The sequence below is a fragment of the Paraburkholderia lebeckiae genome (genome assembly GCF_014201005.1).
Taxonomy (GTDB): domain Bacteria; phylum Pseudomonadota; class Gammaproteobacteria; order Burkholderiales; family Burkholderiaceae; genus Paraburkholderia; species Paraburkholderia tuberum.
Genome location: NZ_JACHDK010000011.1, coordinates 40629 through 57148 on the forward strand (window position 1 = coordinate 40629; position 16520 = coordinate 57148).

General features: G+C 64.8%; 16 protein-coding genes and 1 pseudogene. 8 read left to right on the plus strand and 9 right to left on the minus strand.

What is annotated here, in order from left to right; all coding sequences use genetic code 11:
- Positions 1-7: 7 nt before the first annotated feature.
- Positions 8-778, minus strand: coding sequence for a GntR family transcriptional regulator (locus tag HDG39_RS21390; protein ID WP_184008380.1), 771 nt, complete (start codon positions 776-778; stop codon positions 8-10).
- A gap of 204 nt (positions 779-982) precedes the next feature.
- Between HDG39_RS21390 and HDG39_RS21395 the strand changes: the two genes are divergently transcribed.
- Positions 983-2281 carry an MFS transporter gene (locus HDG39_RS21395; protein WP_184008596.1) on the plus strand — a complete coding sequence of 433 codons (1299 nt, stop codon included), beginning with the start codon at positions 983-985 and terminating at the stop codon, positions 2279-2281.
- Positions 2282-2302: 21 nt separating this feature from the next.
- On the opposite strand, the gene HDG39_RS21400 is transcribed toward HDG39_RS21395, so the two are convergent.
- Entirely contained in the window at positions 2303-3235 is a 933-nt protein-coding gene (locus tag HDG39_RS21400) for a DMT family transporter (RefSeq protein WP_184008382.1), read from the minus strand.
- Between the two features lie 102 nt (positions 3236-3337).
- On the opposite strand from HDG39_RS21400, the gene HDG39_RS21405 reads away from it, so the two are divergent.
- Positions 3338-4195: a LysR family transcriptional regulator gene (locus tag HDG39_RS21405; protein WP_184008384.1), complete on the plus strand. Its 858-nt coding sequence runs from the start codon at positions 3338-3340 to the stop codon at positions 4193-4195.
- 99 nt (positions 4196-4294) lie between these two features.
- On the opposite strand, the pseudogene HDG39_RS21410 reads toward HDG39_RS21405, so the two are convergent.
- Both HDG39_RS21410 and HDG39_RS21415 read right to left on the minus strand, forming a co-directional pair.
- A pseudogene (locus tag HDG39_RS21410) lies at positions 4295-4623 on the minus strand (hypothetical protein); the annotation flags it as partial.
- Between the two features lie 9 nt (positions 4624-4632).
- Positions 4633-6156, minus strand: a complete 1524-nt coding sequence (locus HDG39_RS21415; RefSeq protein WP_184008386.1) for a carbohydrate porin — start codon at positions 6154-6156, stop codon at positions 4633-4635.
- Between the two features lie 328 nt (positions 6157-6484).
- On the opposite strand from HDG39_RS21415, the gene HDG39_RS21420 reads away from it, so the two are divergent.
- The 4 genes from HDG39_RS21420 (at position 6485) to hutC (HDG39_RS21435) (ending at position 9691) form a co-directional block, all read left to right on the plus strand.
- Positions 6485-7162: a hypothetical protein gene (locus tag HDG39_RS21420; protein WP_184008388.1), complete on the plus strand. Its 678-nt coding sequence runs from the start codon at positions 6485-6487 to the stop codon at positions 7160-7162.
- Between the two features lie 91 nt (positions 7163-7253).
- On the plus strand, positions 7254-8090 hold the full coding sequence (locus HDG39_RS21425) for an arylamine N-acetyltransferase family protein (protein WP_184008390.1): 837 nt from the start codon (positions 7254-7256) through the stop codon (positions 8088-8090).
- 23 nt (positions 8091-8113) lie between these two features.
- On the plus strand, positions 8114-8794 hold the full coding sequence (locus HDG39_RS21430) for a methyltransferase family protein (protein ID WP_026225859.1): 681 nt from the start codon (positions 8114-8116) through the stop codon (positions 8792-8794).
- A 111-nt stretch (positions 8795-8905) separates the two neighbouring features.
- Positions 8906-9691: a histidine utilization transcriptional repressor HutC gene (gene hutC / locus HDG39_RS21435; RefSeq protein WP_018420796.1), complete on the plus strand. Its 786-nt coding sequence runs from the start codon at positions 8906-8908 to the stop codon at positions 9689-9691.
- 20 nt (positions 9692-9711) lie between these two features.
- Here the strand turns inward: hutC (HDG39_RS21435) and hutC (HDG39_RS21440) are convergent, their stop codons facing one another.
- From hutC (HDG39_RS21440) to HDG39_RS21460, 5 genes are all read right to left on the minus strand, one after another.
- Positions 9712-10524 (minus strand): histidine utilization transcriptional repressor HutC, encoded by an 813-nt coding sequence (gene hutC, locus HDG39_RS21440; protein WP_018420797.1) that lies wholly within the window; start codon positions 10522-10524, stop codon positions 9712-9714.
- Complete coding sequence (locus HDG39_RS21445) at positions 10521-11408, minus strand: amino acid ABC transporter ATP-binding protein (protein ID WP_311667045.1); 888 nt, start codon at positions 11406-11408, stop codon at positions 10521-10523. The genes hutC (HDG39_RS21440) and HDG39_RS21445 overlap by 4 nt, the downstream gene beginning before the upstream one ends.
- Before the next feature lie 13 nt (positions 11409-11421).
- A complete protein-coding gene (locus HDG39_RS21450; protein ID WP_184008392.1) occupies positions 11422-12084 on the minus strand; it encodes an amino acid ABC transporter permease in 663 nt (220 codons plus the stop codon).
- A gap of 28 nt (positions 12085-12112) precedes the next feature.
- Positions 12113-12763: an amino acid ABC transporter permease gene (locus HDG39_RS21455; RefSeq protein ID WP_018420800.1), complete on the minus strand. Its 651-nt coding sequence runs from the start codon at positions 12761-12763 to the stop codon at positions 12113-12115.
- An 88-nt stretch (positions 12764-12851) separates the two neighbouring features.
- A complete protein-coding gene (locus HDG39_RS21460; RefSeq protein WP_184008394.1) occupies positions 12852-13679 on the minus strand; it encodes a transporter substrate-binding domain-containing protein in 828 nt (275 codons plus the stop codon).
- A 241-nt stretch (positions 13680-13920) separates the two neighbouring features.
- On the opposite strand from HDG39_RS21460, the gene HDG39_RS21465 reads away from it, so the two are divergent.
- Positions 13921-14895, plus strand: a complete 975-nt coding sequence (locus tag HDG39_RS21465; RefSeq protein WP_184008396.1) for an isopenicillin N synthase family dioxygenase — start codon at positions 13921-13923, stop codon at positions 14893-14895.
- An 11-nt stretch (positions 14896-14906) separates the two neighbouring features.
- A complete protein-coding gene (locus tag HDG39_RS21470) occupies positions 14907-16349 on the plus strand; it encodes an FAD-binding oxidoreductase (protein ID WP_184008398.1) in 1443 nt (480 codons plus the stop codon).
- Positions 16350-16520: the final 171 nt, after the last annotated feature.

Sequence of the window (16520 nt, forward strand, 5' to 3'; positions counted from 1 at the left end):
GGTTCGATCAGCTCCCGGTGGTAACGCGCGGACGTCGGCCGCGCGGCTTCGGTTGATGCGCAAGCGCTTCTTCGCGCGCGCGCTCGGTCAGGAAACGATGCAGAAGCTCGCCGGTGCCGAGCAGATGCGCGACCACCAGCGACTGCGCGGTCGCGATATCGCGGCGCTCGACGGCTTCGAGCAGCGCGGTGTGCTCACTGTCGGACTCGCCCTTGTACGACGGCAAGCCGAACTTCAGGCGCAGATAGCGTTCGCCGCGCCGGTGCAGCAAGCCGATCATGTCCGCGAGCTGCGGCCGGCCGGCGGGCGCGTAGAGACACATATGGAACGCGGCATTGCGCGTGACGTATAGCGACGGATCCTCTTCGCGCTCGGCGGCGCGGCACAAGTCCCTGGCTTCGCGCAGCGTCGCGGCGGTGTGATTCGGAATCGCAAGGCCGAGCGCGAGACTTTCGAGCGCCGAGCGGATCTCGTAGATCTCGCGCGCTTCGTTGGCGGACAGCGGCGCGACGCTCGCGCCTTTATGGACCGCCGCGCGTGCCCAGCCCTCGCTTTCGAGCTGGCGCAGCGCCTCACGCACGGGAATCGCACTGACCAGGAAATGCCGGGCAATCGCGTCCTGGCGCAGCGGGGCGCCAGGCGCGAGCGTGCCGTCGACGATCGCCGCGCGCAGCGCCTCGGCAATCATGTGCGAGGTACTTTCGCGCGGCGCGGCGGCCGGAAGAAACGAACCGGTCATAGCCGCGTCCAGGGGAAAACCTTCAGTTGCGTCTGTCATGATATCAAATATTATATATGAAAAGACGCGCATTTCAGCGCGGGCAAACCCGGAAGTCTTGAACCACATCCAGGCAAGTGCTCACGCCGTCCTCTGAATGAGTTGTACGAGGACATCGCCGATCAATCAACGTCGTCGAGCCATCCCCAAGCGCGCCCGTCCCTTTCTTCGTCACATTCAACTATCGCAGGCCGGAGGAGCATGATGAATACAGTAACCGACCGACGAGCGGTCGCGCGTCAGCGCACACCGCTCAATCGTTCGCAGATCGCAGGGTTCTGGGGAGCGTGGGCCGGCTGGACGCTCGACGGCATGGACTCGTTCATTTACGCGCTGGTGCTCACGCCCGCGCTGACCGAGCTGTTGCCGCGTTCGGGCTTCGCGGCGACGCCGTCGAATGTCGGCCTCGCGGGATCGATCCTGTTCGCGTTGTTTCTGGTCGGTTGGGGACTGTCGTTCATCTGGGGACCGCTCGCCGATCGCTTCGGCCGCACCAAGGTGCTCGCCGCCACCATCTTCACGTTCGCGATTTTCACCGGGCTCGCCGCGACCTCGACCAATGTGTGGCAGCTCGGTATTTATCGCTTCATCGCGGGCGTCGGGATCGGCGGGGAATGGGCGCTCGCGGGCACCTACGTTGCCGAGGCCTGGCCGGAGGATCGTCGCAAAATGGGCGCCGGTTATCTGCAGACCGGCTACTACGCGGGCTTCTTTCTCGCGGCTGCGCTCAATTACACGGTCGGCGTGCATTTCGGCTGGCGCGCGATGTTCCTGACCGGCGCGGTACCGGTCGTCGTCGCGATTCTGATTCTGCTGCGCGTGAAGGAGCCGGAGAAGTGGCAGAAAGCCGACGCAAAGACGGTGCGCGTGAAGCCGTTGCGCGAGATCATGGGGCCGGCTTACCGGCGTCGCACTTGGGTCGCGTGCATTCTGCTGACCATCGCGATCATCGGGCTGTGGGCGGGCGCCGTCTACGAGCCGTCCGCGGTGATCCAACTGGCGGCGCGCGCCGGCATGTCCAAGGGCGATTCGATTCGCACCGCGTCGCTCGCGACCGGCTTGCTGTCGATCGGCACGATCCTCGGTTGTCTCGCGCTGCCGCCACTGGCCGAGCGCATCGGCCGCAAGATGACGCTCGCGGTGTACTTCGCGGGGATGGCGGTGTCGATCGCGGCGAGCTTCGGTTGGGCGTTCTATCTGCCGAACGGGCTCGCGCCGTTCATCGCGTGGCTGTTCGTGCTGGGCTTTTTCGGCGGCAACTTCGCGTTGTTCAGTCTGTGGCTGCCCGAGCAGTTCGAAACCCGTGTACGCGCGACGGCGTTTGCGTTCTGCACGTCGTTCGGGCGCTTCGTCGGCGCCGGTGTCAACTTTCTGCTCGGCGCGGCGGTGCTGCATATGCAGACGCTCGGCGTGCCGATCGCGTTGACCGCGCTCGTGTTCGTGCTAGGCCTGTTCGTGATTCCGTTCGCGCCGGAGACGAAGGGCGAAACGCTGCCGCAGTAAGAACAGGGCGGGCGGCGCGCTTTACTTCGCGTGACTGCGTGTCCGCCCACCCGGATGCAGCAGTGTCAGCAACGGCCAGCCGAGATTGACGCCGAGACTCGCGGCGACGATCAGCGCCATGCCCGCCAGTTGCGACAGCGACAGCGCACGGCCATACACGAGCGCATCAACGACGATCGCTGTCAGCGGATACACGAACAACAGCACCGCGATCACTGGCGTGCTGAGCTTGGGCAGCGCGCCGTAAATCAGCACATACGACAATCCCGTGTGCAGCACGCCCATGCCGATCAGCCAGAACCACTGCATCGGACCGATATGCGTGAGCGTCAAAGGCGCGATGAGCGGCGCGATCAGCGGCAGACAGATCACGCCGACCGCGCATTGCGTGAGCGTCAGCAGATGCGGGCGCATTTCGCCGAGGCTCTTCGCGATCAGCGTGACGCTCGCATACAGCAGCGAGCCGAGCAGCGCTTCGCTCAAGCCGATCAGATAGCTGCTGTGGCCTTGCAGGTTTCCGGCCGCGATCACGCCCGATGCGAGCACGAGCCCGACGAACGCCGTCGCGATCCAGCCGAGCCGGTCCGCGCCGAGCCGCTCGTTAAAGAGCGCCGCGCCGATCAGCACGACCCAGAACGGCTGCACATGAAACACCACGGTCGCGACCGCGATGCTGGTGCGATGAATCGCATCGAAAAAGCCGACCCATTGCGTGACCATCAGCACGCCGGAAATCAGCGCGAGCGCGACCGTGCGGCGCGTGAACTGCGCGTGCGTGAAAAAGCCCTTCCATGCGCAATAGGCGGCGAGCGAGAGAAAGCCGAACAGGCAGCGGAAGAATACGAGCGTCAGCGCATCGAGCCGCGCCTCCTCGACGAAAACGCCGATCGTGCCCATCAGCAGGCCGCCGCTCGCCAGCGTGATCGCGCCTTGTTGACGTGAGGTGAGAGACATGCGCAATGACTCCGTAACATGATGCCTGCGAGTATTGCGCCGCTTGCGACCTGTTCACAAACGAATTAAATTGAGCAATTCCATAAGCCCGGTTGATAAATCTTGAACCCTGAATTCGACGTCGATCTGTTGCGCAGCTTCGTCGCGGTCGTGGAGGCGGGCAGCTTCACGAAGGCGGCGGCGAGCGTGCATCGCTCGCAGGCGGCGGTCAGCATGCAGATCAAGCGGCTCGAAACGATGCTCGGCACGACGCTGTTCGCACGCAACACACGCAACCTGTCGCTGACGCGGCCCGGCAGTACGCTGCTCGAATACGCGCGGCGCGCGCTTGCGTTGCAGGAGGAGGCGTGGTCGGCGATCGTGCGGCCCGAGGTGACCGGGCGGGTGGTGCTCGGCGCGCCGGACGACTATGTGTCGTCGCTGCTATCGCCGGTGTTGCGGCGTTTCGCGACGCTGTACCCGCGCGTCGAGATCGAGATCGTCTGCGCGCAGAGCACGGCGCTCGCGCCGATGCTCGCCGACAACAAGATCGACCTCGCATTCGTCACGCGCGACCGCAAGCTGCGCGGCGAATTCGTGCGCAGCGAACCGATGGTGTGGGTGGGGGCGTCGGTCGATACGCCGGTGTTGAAGGCCTCGCCGTTGCCGGTGGGGTTGTACGAGCCGGGCTGCGTCGCACGCCAGCACACGCTGGCTGCGCTGGATGGCGCGCGCATCCGTTATCGCGCGGCATTCAGCAGCGCGAGCCTGATGGGGCTCGTCGCGACCGTGGATGCCGGGTTGTCGGTGATTGCGCTGACGCGGTGCAGCGTGCCGCCGCGGCTCGCGATACTCGGCGACGCGCAAGGCCTGCCGAGAATCGCGCCGCTCGAAATCGTGGTCGCGCGCAGCGCGAAATCGGATCGGCCGACCTGCGATTATCTGGCGCAGCAGATGGTGCAGGATCTGTCGCTGCGGTAGCCGAACGTGCCAGCCTTAGTCGTTCAGGCGCGCGAATAGGCGGTCACTTCACCCTCGACCGCGAGCCGCACGCGCTCACCCGGACGCGGGCACAGATAGCGAGTCGATCACGATCAGGCAGCCAGCGCCCTTGGTGCCGGTCGTGCCGTCGTTGCTCGGCGTGCTGCCGACGATCACCCAGCCCGACTTCAGCATCGTCATCGCGGTCGACAGGCCGATGCCGCCCGGGCATTCCTTCAGATCGCGCGGCACGGTCGCGAACACCGTCATCTGTCTGGTGTCCGGTGATAGTCGATGATCGTGCTTCCGGTGCCCTGAAGGTTCGTCGAGTTGTTGAAGTTGCCGACCAGCACGTCGCCTTTCTTCACGGTGCCCTTGCTGACCGGCGCGACCACGAGCGCGTACGGATTCTGGTCGCCAGCGCGCGGCGGGCGGCGTCAGAAGTTGATATTGGTCCGCACGCCGACGACGAAGGTGTTGCGCAGCGGCTGCGTCGGGTCGTTCGGGTTCTGGCCCGCACCGGCGTTGAACGTGTATTGCGCGTCGGCCTGCAACTGCCACCACGGATTGACCTGATATTGGTAGGTCGCCTCGAGCGTGGTTTCGCTGGTGCGCACGCCGTAGGGGCTGCCGTTGAATGCCAGGAAGTCCTTGTCGAGTCCGTTCACGTGACTGCCGACCTTGATGTAGGTCAGCGCGAGACCGGCGCTGTCGTTGTCACGGCCCTTGAACGGCGCCTTCAGCACGACGCCGAGGTTGGCCGCGACTTGCACGAGGTTGCGGTCGCCCGGCGCGCCCATCACGCGCGCGAACACGCCGAGGCTGCGTGGTTCGTCGGGGTCGGGGCGCCACACCATCTGATCGGCGACCGCATAGAAGCTGTAGTTGCCGCTGTGATTCGCGGGAATGCCGGTCGACGCCGGATTCGCGAGCGACAGCCCCATGTTGTCGTAGCGCTGATCGGCGAACTTGTTGGTGTTGTACCAGACGCCGAGCTTGTAGGTGCCCGGCAGACCGCCGCCGCCCGTGCCGACCATTTCGCCTTCGGCCGGCTGGTTGATCGAATACTGCAGCTCGCCGATCCACAACGCGCCGTTATGCAGGTTGAAGTTCGTGCCGCTCATGTTGTCCGGGTCGTTGCCGAGCGGGTCGCCCGAATACACGCCGGCAAGCGCGGTCAACGAAGGGCTGATCTGGCCGCGCACGCGCACGCCGAGACCCGCGAGCGGATAGGCGGGACCGCCCGACGGCATGTCGTACGAGGGCAGCGCGGGCCAGCCGAACATCGTGTTGAGGAACAGGGCCGCATACGTGCTCGTGATGAATTCCTGGTCGAGACTCTGCTGACCGATCTTCACGTCCACGCGCTTGTTCAGGAACGACTGCTGATACCAGAGCTCCCACAGACGCGTCGCGTTGTCGGCCTCGATGCCGCTCGCGGTATTCAACGTGCCGAGCTTGTTCGCGCTCAGGTTCGCGCCGTGAATTTGCAGTGCGCTGACGTTGAAGAGGCCGCCCGGCAGGCCGAACGCCTTTTGCGTATCCATCTGCAAGGTGGCGGTGGTCAGGCCATCGTAGTTGGCGCCGCGCGCGAGACCGCCGCGCAGATTGGCCAGCACTTCGCTGGTTTCGGTCAGCGTGAAGGTCATGCCGTACTTGCCGAGCCACGGACGCAGGCCGCCCATGTCGCCAAGCAATTGCTGGCGGTTCCAGAGGCCCGTCCACTGGTTGGTCTGCGTCGCCTGAATGTTCAGGTCGGCCTCGGGCGCTTCCGGGTTCGCATCGGGATTGGCTTCGGCCAGCGCCGCGTGGGCGGTCAACGAGGCCCACGCGAAGGCCGTGCACAGCGCGACGCGCCGCATCGAAGGCAAACGCGTACGATGAGTTGCGCCGGGACCTGCGGAAGCGTCGCAAACCGGACGCGCATTGGCACGCGATCCATTGAGTTGGGCGAACTGCATCGAAATCCTCATTAGTGTTGTTTCGACCGATGTTATCAATCGGCGATTGCCTGGCGCGACATCGCATGTTGTCCCAGGCTGCCAAAGCGGCTGATGGCGTGATCGTACGCAGGCGTATTGCGGCAGTCAAAAAAATGAGAACGATTCGCAACAATATTGCTGGCATGTAATTCCCGGATTGACGGACTGCGCCTAAACTTTATGAGGATGTAAACAGATATTCATTGTCGCGTAATGAAAACGTATTGATGTAGTCAGGCCGAACGTGCGAAACGGCGAGGTGTCGAAGCGCACGAGTCACCCCGAAAGTCAAAGTAAGGAGGTAGAAATGGGCAAGCGCATTCTTCTGGTTTCGTTGCTGGTGAGTGGTGGTCTGTTGCTGGGCGGCGCAGCGCACGCGCAGTTGAATCTGAAGCAGTTCGGCATCGGCGGGGGCGGCGATAGCGCGGCGGGTACAGGGGCGTCGTCGGGCGGCGTGTCGCAGTTGCTGCAGAGTTACGTGGGCGCGAACCAGCAGGTGCTGAGCGGACAGTCGAGCCTCGCGTCGGCGATGGGCATGACGAGTGCCGCCGGCCAGGCGCAGCAGGCGGCGGGGCTGCTCAGCGGCGGCACGCCGTCGGTCAGTCAGTTGACGCAGGTCGGCAGCACCCAGCAGTCGCTGTCGCAGAAGCTGACCGATGCGTTCGCGAATCATGCAAGTGGCGGCGCGTCTGCGACGCCGGTCAACAAGGAAGCGTTCACGCAAGGTCTGTCGTCGCTCGGCAAGGGTGTAAGCCAGTATTCGAGCTTGCAGTCGGGGCTCGGCAGCCTCGGTCAGATGAGTCCGTCGTCGCTGCTGCAATCGGGCCTCAATCCGCAGACCGCGCAAAGCGCTTCGTATATTGCGCAGTCGGCGCCGGGGCAGTTGCCGTCGCTGATGTCGACGCTGAGCTCGGCCGTGCAGTTCGCATCGAGCCACGGCATTACGGTGCCGTCGATCGCGACGTCGGCGTTGAAAGGGTTGTAGGCGCGTTTTCGCTTCGTCCCGCGCGCGGTCGATTCAGCGCCGAAAGCCGCTATGATCGCGTCGAACCCGCAGTCCAACCGGAATTCCGCCGATGTCCCACACCATCAATCTGGAAAACTACTTCGCCCGGATCGGCTATCAGGGCCCGCGCGCCGCCACGCTCGACGTGCTGCGGGCGATTCACCGGCTCCATCCCGCTGCGATCCCGTTCGAGAACCTAAACCCGTTGACGCGCCGGCCCGTCAGGCTCGAGCTCGAAGCCGTCGAACGCAAGCTCGTGACCGAAAAGCGCGGTGGCTACTGCTTCGAGCAGAACATTCTGTTCGCGAACGTGCTGATGCAACTCGGCTTCCGGGTCACGCCGATGCTTGCGCGCGTCGTGTGGGGCCGCGAGCCCGGCACGATTGCGCCGCGCACGCATATGGTGCTGCGCGTCGATATCGACGGCGACGCATGGATCGCCGACGTCGGCTTCGGCGCCGTGACGCTGACCGCGCCGCTGCGGCAGACCGCCGGCCTCGCGCAGCCGATTCCGCTCGGCACGTTCCGTCTCGCCGACGCGGGGCGCGACACCGTCTATCTCGAGGTGCTGACGCCGGACGAGAGCTGGACCCGCGTTTATCACGTCGATCTGCGCGCAGTCGAGTGGATCGACTACGAAACCTCGAACTGGTACACGTCGACGTCACCGGATTCGAAGTTCGTTCATAACCTCCTGGCGTGCCGCGTATTGCCCGAACGGCGCCTGGCGCTATTCAACGATCAGTTCAACGAGCGCGACGCACGAGGGCAGATCGTCAACGAACGGCGCCTCGCGAGCGCCGCCGAACTCGCCGACTGTCTGCGTGAGCGCTTCGGCTTAAACCTTGAGGACATCGATATCGCCGACGTGTTCGAGCGCGTGCGTACGCGCGATGAGGACGCATGAGCCGACCGCTCAAGGGCGCCGCGATGATCGCACGTCTGATCCTGCAATCGCTGGCGTGGCTGGTTTTCATGGGCGTGCTGCTGTTCGGCGCGGCCGGCACGCTCGCGTGGCCGGCCGCGTGGTGGTATCTGTTCGAGCTGGCGGTACTGAGTCTGTGGCTCGGCTTGTGGCTCGCGCGTCATGATCCCGCGCTGCTCGCGGAACGGCTCGCGCCGTTCGTGCAGGCGCAGCAGAGCCGCTGGGATCGTGTGTTCATGGCCGCGATCGGGGCCGCGTGGTGCGGCTGGCTGATCCTGATGGGTTTCGACGCGATGCGGTTTCGCTGGTCCGCGCCGCTGCCGTCGTGGCTCATGGGCCTCGGCGCGTTGTGCGTGTTCCTGTGCATCTTCACGTGCCGGTTCGTGTTTCGCGCGAACAGCTATGCCGCACCGGTGGTCAAGATTCAGTCGAGCCGCGGACACAAGGTCGCCGACACCGGGCCCTACGCGTACGTCCGTCATCCGATGTACGCGGCCGCGCTGGTGTTCTTCGTCGGCACGCCGCTGATGCTCGGCTCGTGGTGGGGGCTCGTGGCGCTGCCCGTGATGGCGTACGGGATGGGCTGGCGCGCGGTGCGCGAGGAGCGGCTGCTCGCCGGGCAGCTCGACGGCTACACCCAATACATGGCTCGTGTGCGTTACCGTTTCGTGCCGTTTATCTGGTAGCGCGTTCCAGCCGTCTCCCAGCGTCGAACCGGGTAAGATTGGGCCCGGCCGTCGGAGAACCGGCCACGGTGTACCTCATGTACCACCGGCGAACCACCGATGAGGTTTGGAGTGAAAACAACGACACAGGCGCGCATAGCGCCCGCCGCACAGGCCGAGCAGAAACAGCATTCCGCCGAACGCGATCGCGATCGCGACACGCCGGTCAAGGCGATGCCCGCCTACGAGCAGATCAAACGCTACGTGCTTCAGCGCATCAGCGAAGGCGCATGGAAGCCGGGCGGGCTGATCCCTTCCGAAACGGAACTGGTCAAGGAGTTCGGCGTCGCGCGCATGACGGTGTCGCGCGCGCTGCGCGAGCTGACCGCCGAGCGCGTGCTCACGCGCGTGCAAGGCTCGGGCACCTTCGTCGCGCCGCAGCGGTATGAATCGACGGTGCTGGAGATCCGCAATATCGCCGATGAAATTGCCGCGCGCGGTCATCGTCATTCGGCGCGCGTGCTGACGCTCGAACCGAGCGACGACGCCGATGCACTCGAAGCGCTCGGTCTCGCGAGCGGTCCCGCGTTTCACTCGTGCATCGTGCACAGCGAGGAGGCCGAGCCGATCCAGTACGAGGACCGCTTCGTCAATCCGAAGGTGTTCCCTGAATATCTGCAGCAGGACTTCTCGGTCGAAACGCCGAATCACTACATGGTGCGGCTCGCGCCCGTGCAGCGCGCCGAGTTTCGCATCTACGCGCAAAAGCCCGACGCCTATGTGCGGCGTCATCTGATGATGGATATCGGCGAGCCGTGTCTGCTGCTGTGGCGGCGCACGTGGGTCGGCGAGAACGTCGCGACCTCGGTGCGGCTATGGCATCCGGCGTCGCGTTTTCATCTGGCGGGGACCGTGTAGTACGGTTGCTGAAGCGCGCGTTATCCCTGGCGCTGCGACGTATTCGGCGAAAAGCGGCAGCCGAGCCGATAGCGCGAACCCGGATGCACGAAACGCGCGAACGTCACGGCGACGCCGCCCGTCCACGTGCGGCGCGTCAGCGTCAGGCACGGCTCTTCGGCGTGAATTTCGAGCAGCTCTGCTTCGGCAGGCGTCGGCAGCGCCGCATCGACCACGTGTTCGAGATCGTGCATCGGCACGACCGTCAGCAGATACTCGGACGGCTTCAGCGCCGAGAAATCGTGCTGCAGAAAATCCGGCGCGACGGCCGGATTCACATAGCGATCTTCGAGCTGCACCGGCAGACCGTTCTCGCGATGCACGCAGATCACATGAAACACCGACGCGCCCGGCGTCAGCCCCAAGGCGTTCGACACCGTGACCGACGCGGTCTCGCGCTGCAACAGCACCATATCGCAGCGATAAGCGTGGCCGCGCGAGCGGATCTCGTCGCCGATATGGGCGATCATCAATAGCGTGGACTGCGGCTTGTTCGGCGCGACGAATGTACCGACGCCCGATACGCGCGTGACGAGCCCCGCGTCGGCGAGTTCGCGCAGCGCGCGGTTGACCGTCATCCGCGATACGCCGAGCGTCGCGACGAGGTCGAGTTCAGAAGGCAGACGGTCGCCCGCCTGGCGTCCGCCCGAGTCGATGATCTGGCGAATGTGCTGTTTGACCTGCTCGTAGCGCGCGGCCGGCGCTTCGTCGCTGCCGCGCGCGATTTTGGCCGCGGCGCTGGCCGCGCTGGCGGACGATTTGCCATGAGGCTTGTTGCGAGCGGTGGCGCTCATAGGGGCGGGGTGTCGTCCGGGCCGCGCGTCCAGAACGCATTGCGGTCGAAATAGTTTTGCAGAAACTGCCGCAGACGCGGCTGCGCGGCATCGTGAAATACGTCGCGCGGTTTGCCCTGCACGGCGATGCGGCCTTGATCGATGAATACGACCTTGTCGGCAACCTGCGCGGCAAAACCCATTTCGTGCGTGACCACGGCCATCGTCATGCCGTCGCGCGCGAGCTGCTTCATCACCTGCAGCACCTCGCCGACCAGCTCCGGATCGAGCGCCGACGTCGGTTCGTCGAACAGCATGATGTGCGGCTCCATCGCGAGTGCGCGTGCAATCGCGACGCGTTGCTGTTGACCGCCCGACAGTTTCGCCGGATACGCATCGCCCTTGTGCGCGAGGCCGACCGTCTCCAGCATCGCGCTCGCGCGGCGGCGCGCTTCGTCGTACGAAAGGCGCCGCACGCGCAGCAGCGCTTCCATCACGTTGCCGAGCGCGGTCATGTGCGGCCACAGGTTGAACTGCTGGAACACCATGCCGACGTTGCGGCGCACGCGGTTGATCTCGCCCTGCGAGGCGCGCACGCGTTTGCCGTTGCGCTCGGTATAGCCGAGCAGTTCGCCTTCGATGCGCACGTCGCCGTGATCGTAGGTTTCGAGCGCGGCCAGGCAGCGCAGCAGCGTGCTCTTGCCCGAGCCCGACGGCCCGATGATGCAGACCACTTCCGAGCGCGCGATCTCGAGATCGACGCCGCGCAGCACCTCGACATCGCCGAAGCGTTTGCGCAGATCGCGCACTTCGATCAGCGGCGCGGCATTCGATGCGTTCGCCGTTGCGCTGGCGGACGGCGCGGAAGATTGCGCGGTGGAGGGCATGTCGGCGATGGCGTTCATAGGTGTTCCGGAATCATGCCATGAAGCGTGCGAGGCGGGCTTCGGCCCACATGCCCGCGCGCGAGGTCAGCTCGACTAGAGCGAGATAGCACACGCACAGCACCAGCAGGGTTTCGACGAAAGCGAAGGTGGCCGAGCCGATGCCGGTCAGCACGAACGTCAGTTCGGGCACGGTGACGATCGACAGCACGGCCGTCTCCTTGCTCAGCACGATGATCAGATTGGTCAGCGCGGGCACGATCAGCACCAGCATCTGCGGCGCCTGGATGCGTACGATGGCCTGCCAGCGCGTGAGCCCGAGACACGACGCCGCTTCGAGATGGCCTTTGGGCACCGACTGGAAGCCGGAGCGGAACGCCTCGGCAAAATACGCGCTGCCGTAGAGACCGAGGCCGACGATGCCAGCCGTCATCGGTTCGAGCGTGAGGCCGATCGACGGGCCGCCGTAGTACAGCAGAAACAGTTGCACGAGAAATGGCGTGCCGCGCAGCAGCTCGATGTAGACGCGCAACACGGCGCGCAGCCAGCGTCCGCAGAACAGTTGCAGCACCGCGATCAAAAAGCCGATCGCGAGACCGATCGCGACGCCCGCGGCCCAGCTGGCGAGCGTCGTCGCCAGGCCGGCGGCGATCGGCTGCAGGTTGTGCGTGATGACGGTCGGGTCGAACGTTTGCATGGCGAGGTTCGCTTAAACGTGAGTCGATTCAGGCGTGCTGCAAACGGTGTTCGGCCGCATGCGCGACCAGCGCGAGCGAACCGCAGATCACGAAGTAGATGAGCCCGGCCGCGACATACGCTTCGAGCGGCCGGTAAGTGCTCGCGGCGATGTTCTGCGCGGTGCGCGTCAACTCGGCGACGCCGACCACCGAGATCAGCGAAGAAGCCTTGATCAGCAGCACCATTTCGTTGACGAGCGACGGCAGCGTCAAACGGAATGCTTGCGGCACCAGAATGCGCCGCAGCGTATCGAGCGGGGAAAGCCCGAGCATGCGCGCGGCTTCGAGATGTCCGGGCGGAATGCTCAGAAAACCGCCGCGCAGAATTTCGGCGATATACGACGCGGAGCACAGCGACACCGTGCTGATCGCGGCGACGATCGGCGACACGTTGATGCCGGCGAACGGCAGCAGGTAGTACACGAGCAGCAGCTGCACGAGCATCGGCACGCCGCGAAAGAAGAACACGTAGGCGCCGCCCGCGAGGCGCGCGGCGCGATGCTGCGACAGCCGCGCGGTGCACACGCCGATGCCGACGAAGAATCCGATCACGAGCCCCGTCAGCGAAATGCCGACGGTGGCGAGCGCCGCATGCAGCAGCAGCGGCAGGCCCTGAACGAAGACGGTCGTGTTGAACATGGGTCGCGGCCGATTGAAGGGGAAGGGCGACGCGCGCCGCGCTACGGCGAAACTATTGCACGACGCGGGACGCCCACGTTGAAGACGCTCAGTAGTTCGGCGTGGGCATCGTGGACGGCATCTCCATCGCGACACCGAACCACTTTTTCTGCAACGCGGCGAGGCGGCCATCCTTCTGCATCTTCACGAGCGCTGCGTTGAACGCGTCGGCGAGCGGTTTGCTGTCGGCGTCCTTGCGCAATGCATACGCGAAGTACACCTTCGCGCCGAACGGCGGCTGCACGACCGCGAACATCTCGGGGCGCTGCTTCGCGACATACGCGATGTTGGTCATCGAGTTCGCTGCCGCGGCGATACGGCCCGCCGCGAGGTCCGCATATGCCTGATTGTTGTCGACGTACTCGCGGATTTCAGGCTGCTTCGGCAGCGTGGCCGCGTAGCTCTTCAGCTGGTCCAGCTGCGCGGTGCCTTTGCCCGCGCCGACCGTCTTGCCCGCGATATCCGACGATTGCTTGATCGACGCATCGTTCGCGCGCTTGAGCAGCGCGTCGGTCGCATCGGCGACGGGCAGCGTGTACGTGTAGCGTTCCATGCGCGCCTTCGTGACCGTCAGCGGGCCGCCGACCATATCGAACTTGCCCGCTTCGAGACCGGGCAGCACGCTCGGCCACGGCAGATCGATGAAGCGCACCTTCACGCCGATTTCCTTGCCGATCTCCGCGAACAGCTCCATGTTGAAGCCGGCCTGCTGACCGTTCTCGAGAAAGTCGAATGGCGCGAACTGCATTTCGGTGCCGACCACCAGTTCGCCGGCTTTCTTCACTTTGGCGAGCTGGTCTTCGGCGTGCGCGGCGACGCTTGCAGCGCACAGCGCCAGCATGACCAGACGACATTTCCAGCCTGCAAGGATACGCATGGGGTTCTCCGGGGGCGAATTGGTGTTAGGTTGCCGGCGTGTCGAAGTGTTCGTTCCAGACCCGCCGCGCCGGCAGCGCGTTGCGGGGCCTCGCTGGGCAGTATATACCGCGTTGCCGGCGAAAAATAAATGCTCGCGTGAGTAGAGAAAAGCCCTGATATCGAGGGCGTGCGAAGCAACTTGCGGCGCTGCTTTTGGCGGTATATACCACTGCAATACCGATCCTCGAAGGAGCCGCGCGATGCCCGTGAGCCGCATTCCGATCATCGATGTCGCCGGCGTGCGTGCGGGCGATCAGCAGGCGCTCAGACGCGTCGCGAAGGAAATTCATGAAGCGTGTACGACGATCGGTTTTTTCTATATCGTCAATCACGGCGTGCCGCAAGCGAAGATCGATGCCGCCGCGCAGGCTGCCCGCACTTTCTTCGCATTTCCGGTCGACACGAAACGACGCGCGGCGGTCAATCATCGGCATCGCGGCTTCAATGCGCTTGGCGACGCGACGATGTATCAGGCGAAGCGGCCCGATTACAAGGAGTTCTTCAGCATCGGCCTCGAACTGCCGGAAGACGATCCCGACGTGCTGGCGGGCCAGGCACTACGCGGGCCGAACAATTGGCCGGACTTCATGCCCGGGTTGCGGCCGGTGCTGTATGACTATTACGAGGCGGTCGGCGCGTGCGGGGCCGAGCTGCTGCGCGCGGTCGCGGTGAGTCTCGGCATCGAGGAAAATTTTTTCGCGCCGCGCTACACGAAGCGCATGCAGCGCACGCAAATGGTCTATTACCCGCCGCAGCCGCCGCAGTCGGACGAAGATCAGTTCGGCGTCGCGCCGCACACCGACTACGGCTGCATCACATTGCTGTGGCAGGATCAGGTCGGCGGCCTGCAGGTGCGCGAAATCGCCAACGATACGTGGGTCGAGGCGCCGCCAGTCGAAGGCAGCTTCGTCGTGAACGTCGGCGATCTGCTCGCGCGCTGGACCAACGACCGCTTCCGCTCGACGCTGCATCGCGTGATCAATGCATCGGGGCGCGAGCGCTATTCGATCGCGACGTTCTACGATCCGACCTACGGCGCGCGCGTCGATCCGCGTGAGCTCGGCGCGAGTGACGCGCAAAGCAAATATCAGCCGGTCGCCGCGGGCGACTATATCCTCGGCCGCATCAACGATTCGATGGGCTACCGCAAGAAACTCGCCGCTACGGCACAGTAAGGACCTCCTGCATGACAGAACCGAGCATCACCGACGACAAGACGACCCGGACCGCAACCCCAGCCGCAACCGCACCGCTCGCGACGACACTCGCGGCCTTGCGCGCCGCGCTCGGCGTCGACGCGGTGCGCGTCGACGAGCAGATCGGCGAACGCGCGCTGACCGACTGGACGCGCCACGAGCCGACGCGTCCGGCCGCACTGCTGTTGCCGCGCACGACCGACGAAGTATCGCGTGCGCTTGCGATCTGCCACGCCGCGCATCAGCCGGTGGTACCGCAAGGCGGTATGACCGGACTCGCGGGCGGCGCGATCGCGCGCGCCAACGATATCGCGTTGTCGCTGGAACGCCTGAGCGGCGTCGAAGAACTCGACACCGCGTCGGCCACGCTGACCGTTCGTGCCGGCACCACGTTGCAAACCGCTCAGGAAGCTGCCGAAGCAGCCGGCTTCGAACTCGCGCTCGACCTCGGCGCGCGCGGCTCGTGCCAGATCGGCGGCAATCTCGCGACCAACGCGGGCGGCAATCGCGTGATCCAGTCCGGGACCGCGCGCGACCAGGTGCTCGGTCTCGAAGTGGTACTCGCCAATGGCGACGTGCTCAGTTCGCTCGGCAAGATGGTCAAGAACAACACCGGCTACGACCTGAAGCACTGGTTCATTGGTTCGGAGGGCACGCTCGGCGTGATCACGCGCGCGGTGCTGCGGCTGCATCCGCGACGTGCGGCGCGTCATACGGCGCTCGTCGCGCTCGACGATTACGATGCCGCGGTGAGCCTGTTGCGTCGTCTCGCGACGCGATTCGGCAACGACATCGGCGCGTTCGAGCTCATGTGGCCGGACTTCTACGACTTCGGCGTGAAGCTGACGGGCGCGCGCTCGCCGTTCGACGCCGCGCATCCGCTCTATGCATTGATCGAGCACGCGGGCTTCGATGGGGACGACGCTGGCGAACGCTTCGCCCAGGCGCTGACCGATGCGCTGCAAGCGGGCGCGTTGCGCGACGCGGTGATCGCGCAGTCGGTCGCCGATGCGCGCGCGCTATGGGCGATCCGCGAGTGCACGGCGGAGTTTCCGCTCAAGCTCGATCCGATCAACTTCGACGTGAGTCTGCCGATCGGCGAGATCGGCACGTTCGTCGACCATTGCCGCGCGTCGCTGGATCAGCGCTGGCCGGGCAACGAAGCGTATTTCTTCGGGCATATCGGCGATTCGAATCTGCATCTGACCGTGGATGGTCATTCGATTCCGGGCGTCAATCATCACGCGGTCTATGCGTTCGTCTACGAGATGCTCGGACCGTTGCGCGGGTCGGTGTCGGCGGAGCATGGCATCGGTTCGCTGAAGCGCGAGTTCCTGCCGATTTCGCGCTCACCGGCCGAGCTTGCGGCGATGGTCGCGATCAAGCGCGCGCTCGATCCGCACGGCATTTTGAATCCGGGCAAGCTGTTCTGAGTTTCGATGAGAAGCAAATCAACGACTTCTCCCTCGCGTGCAAGTCCGCCATATTTTCACGATCAGCACATAAATAACGATCGCCACAATCAGATCTATAGCCGTCATTGCGCCGATGTAAAGCAGTTCGTAGTCGGCCACTTCGACACGCCGGCTTCTATCAAAATCTCT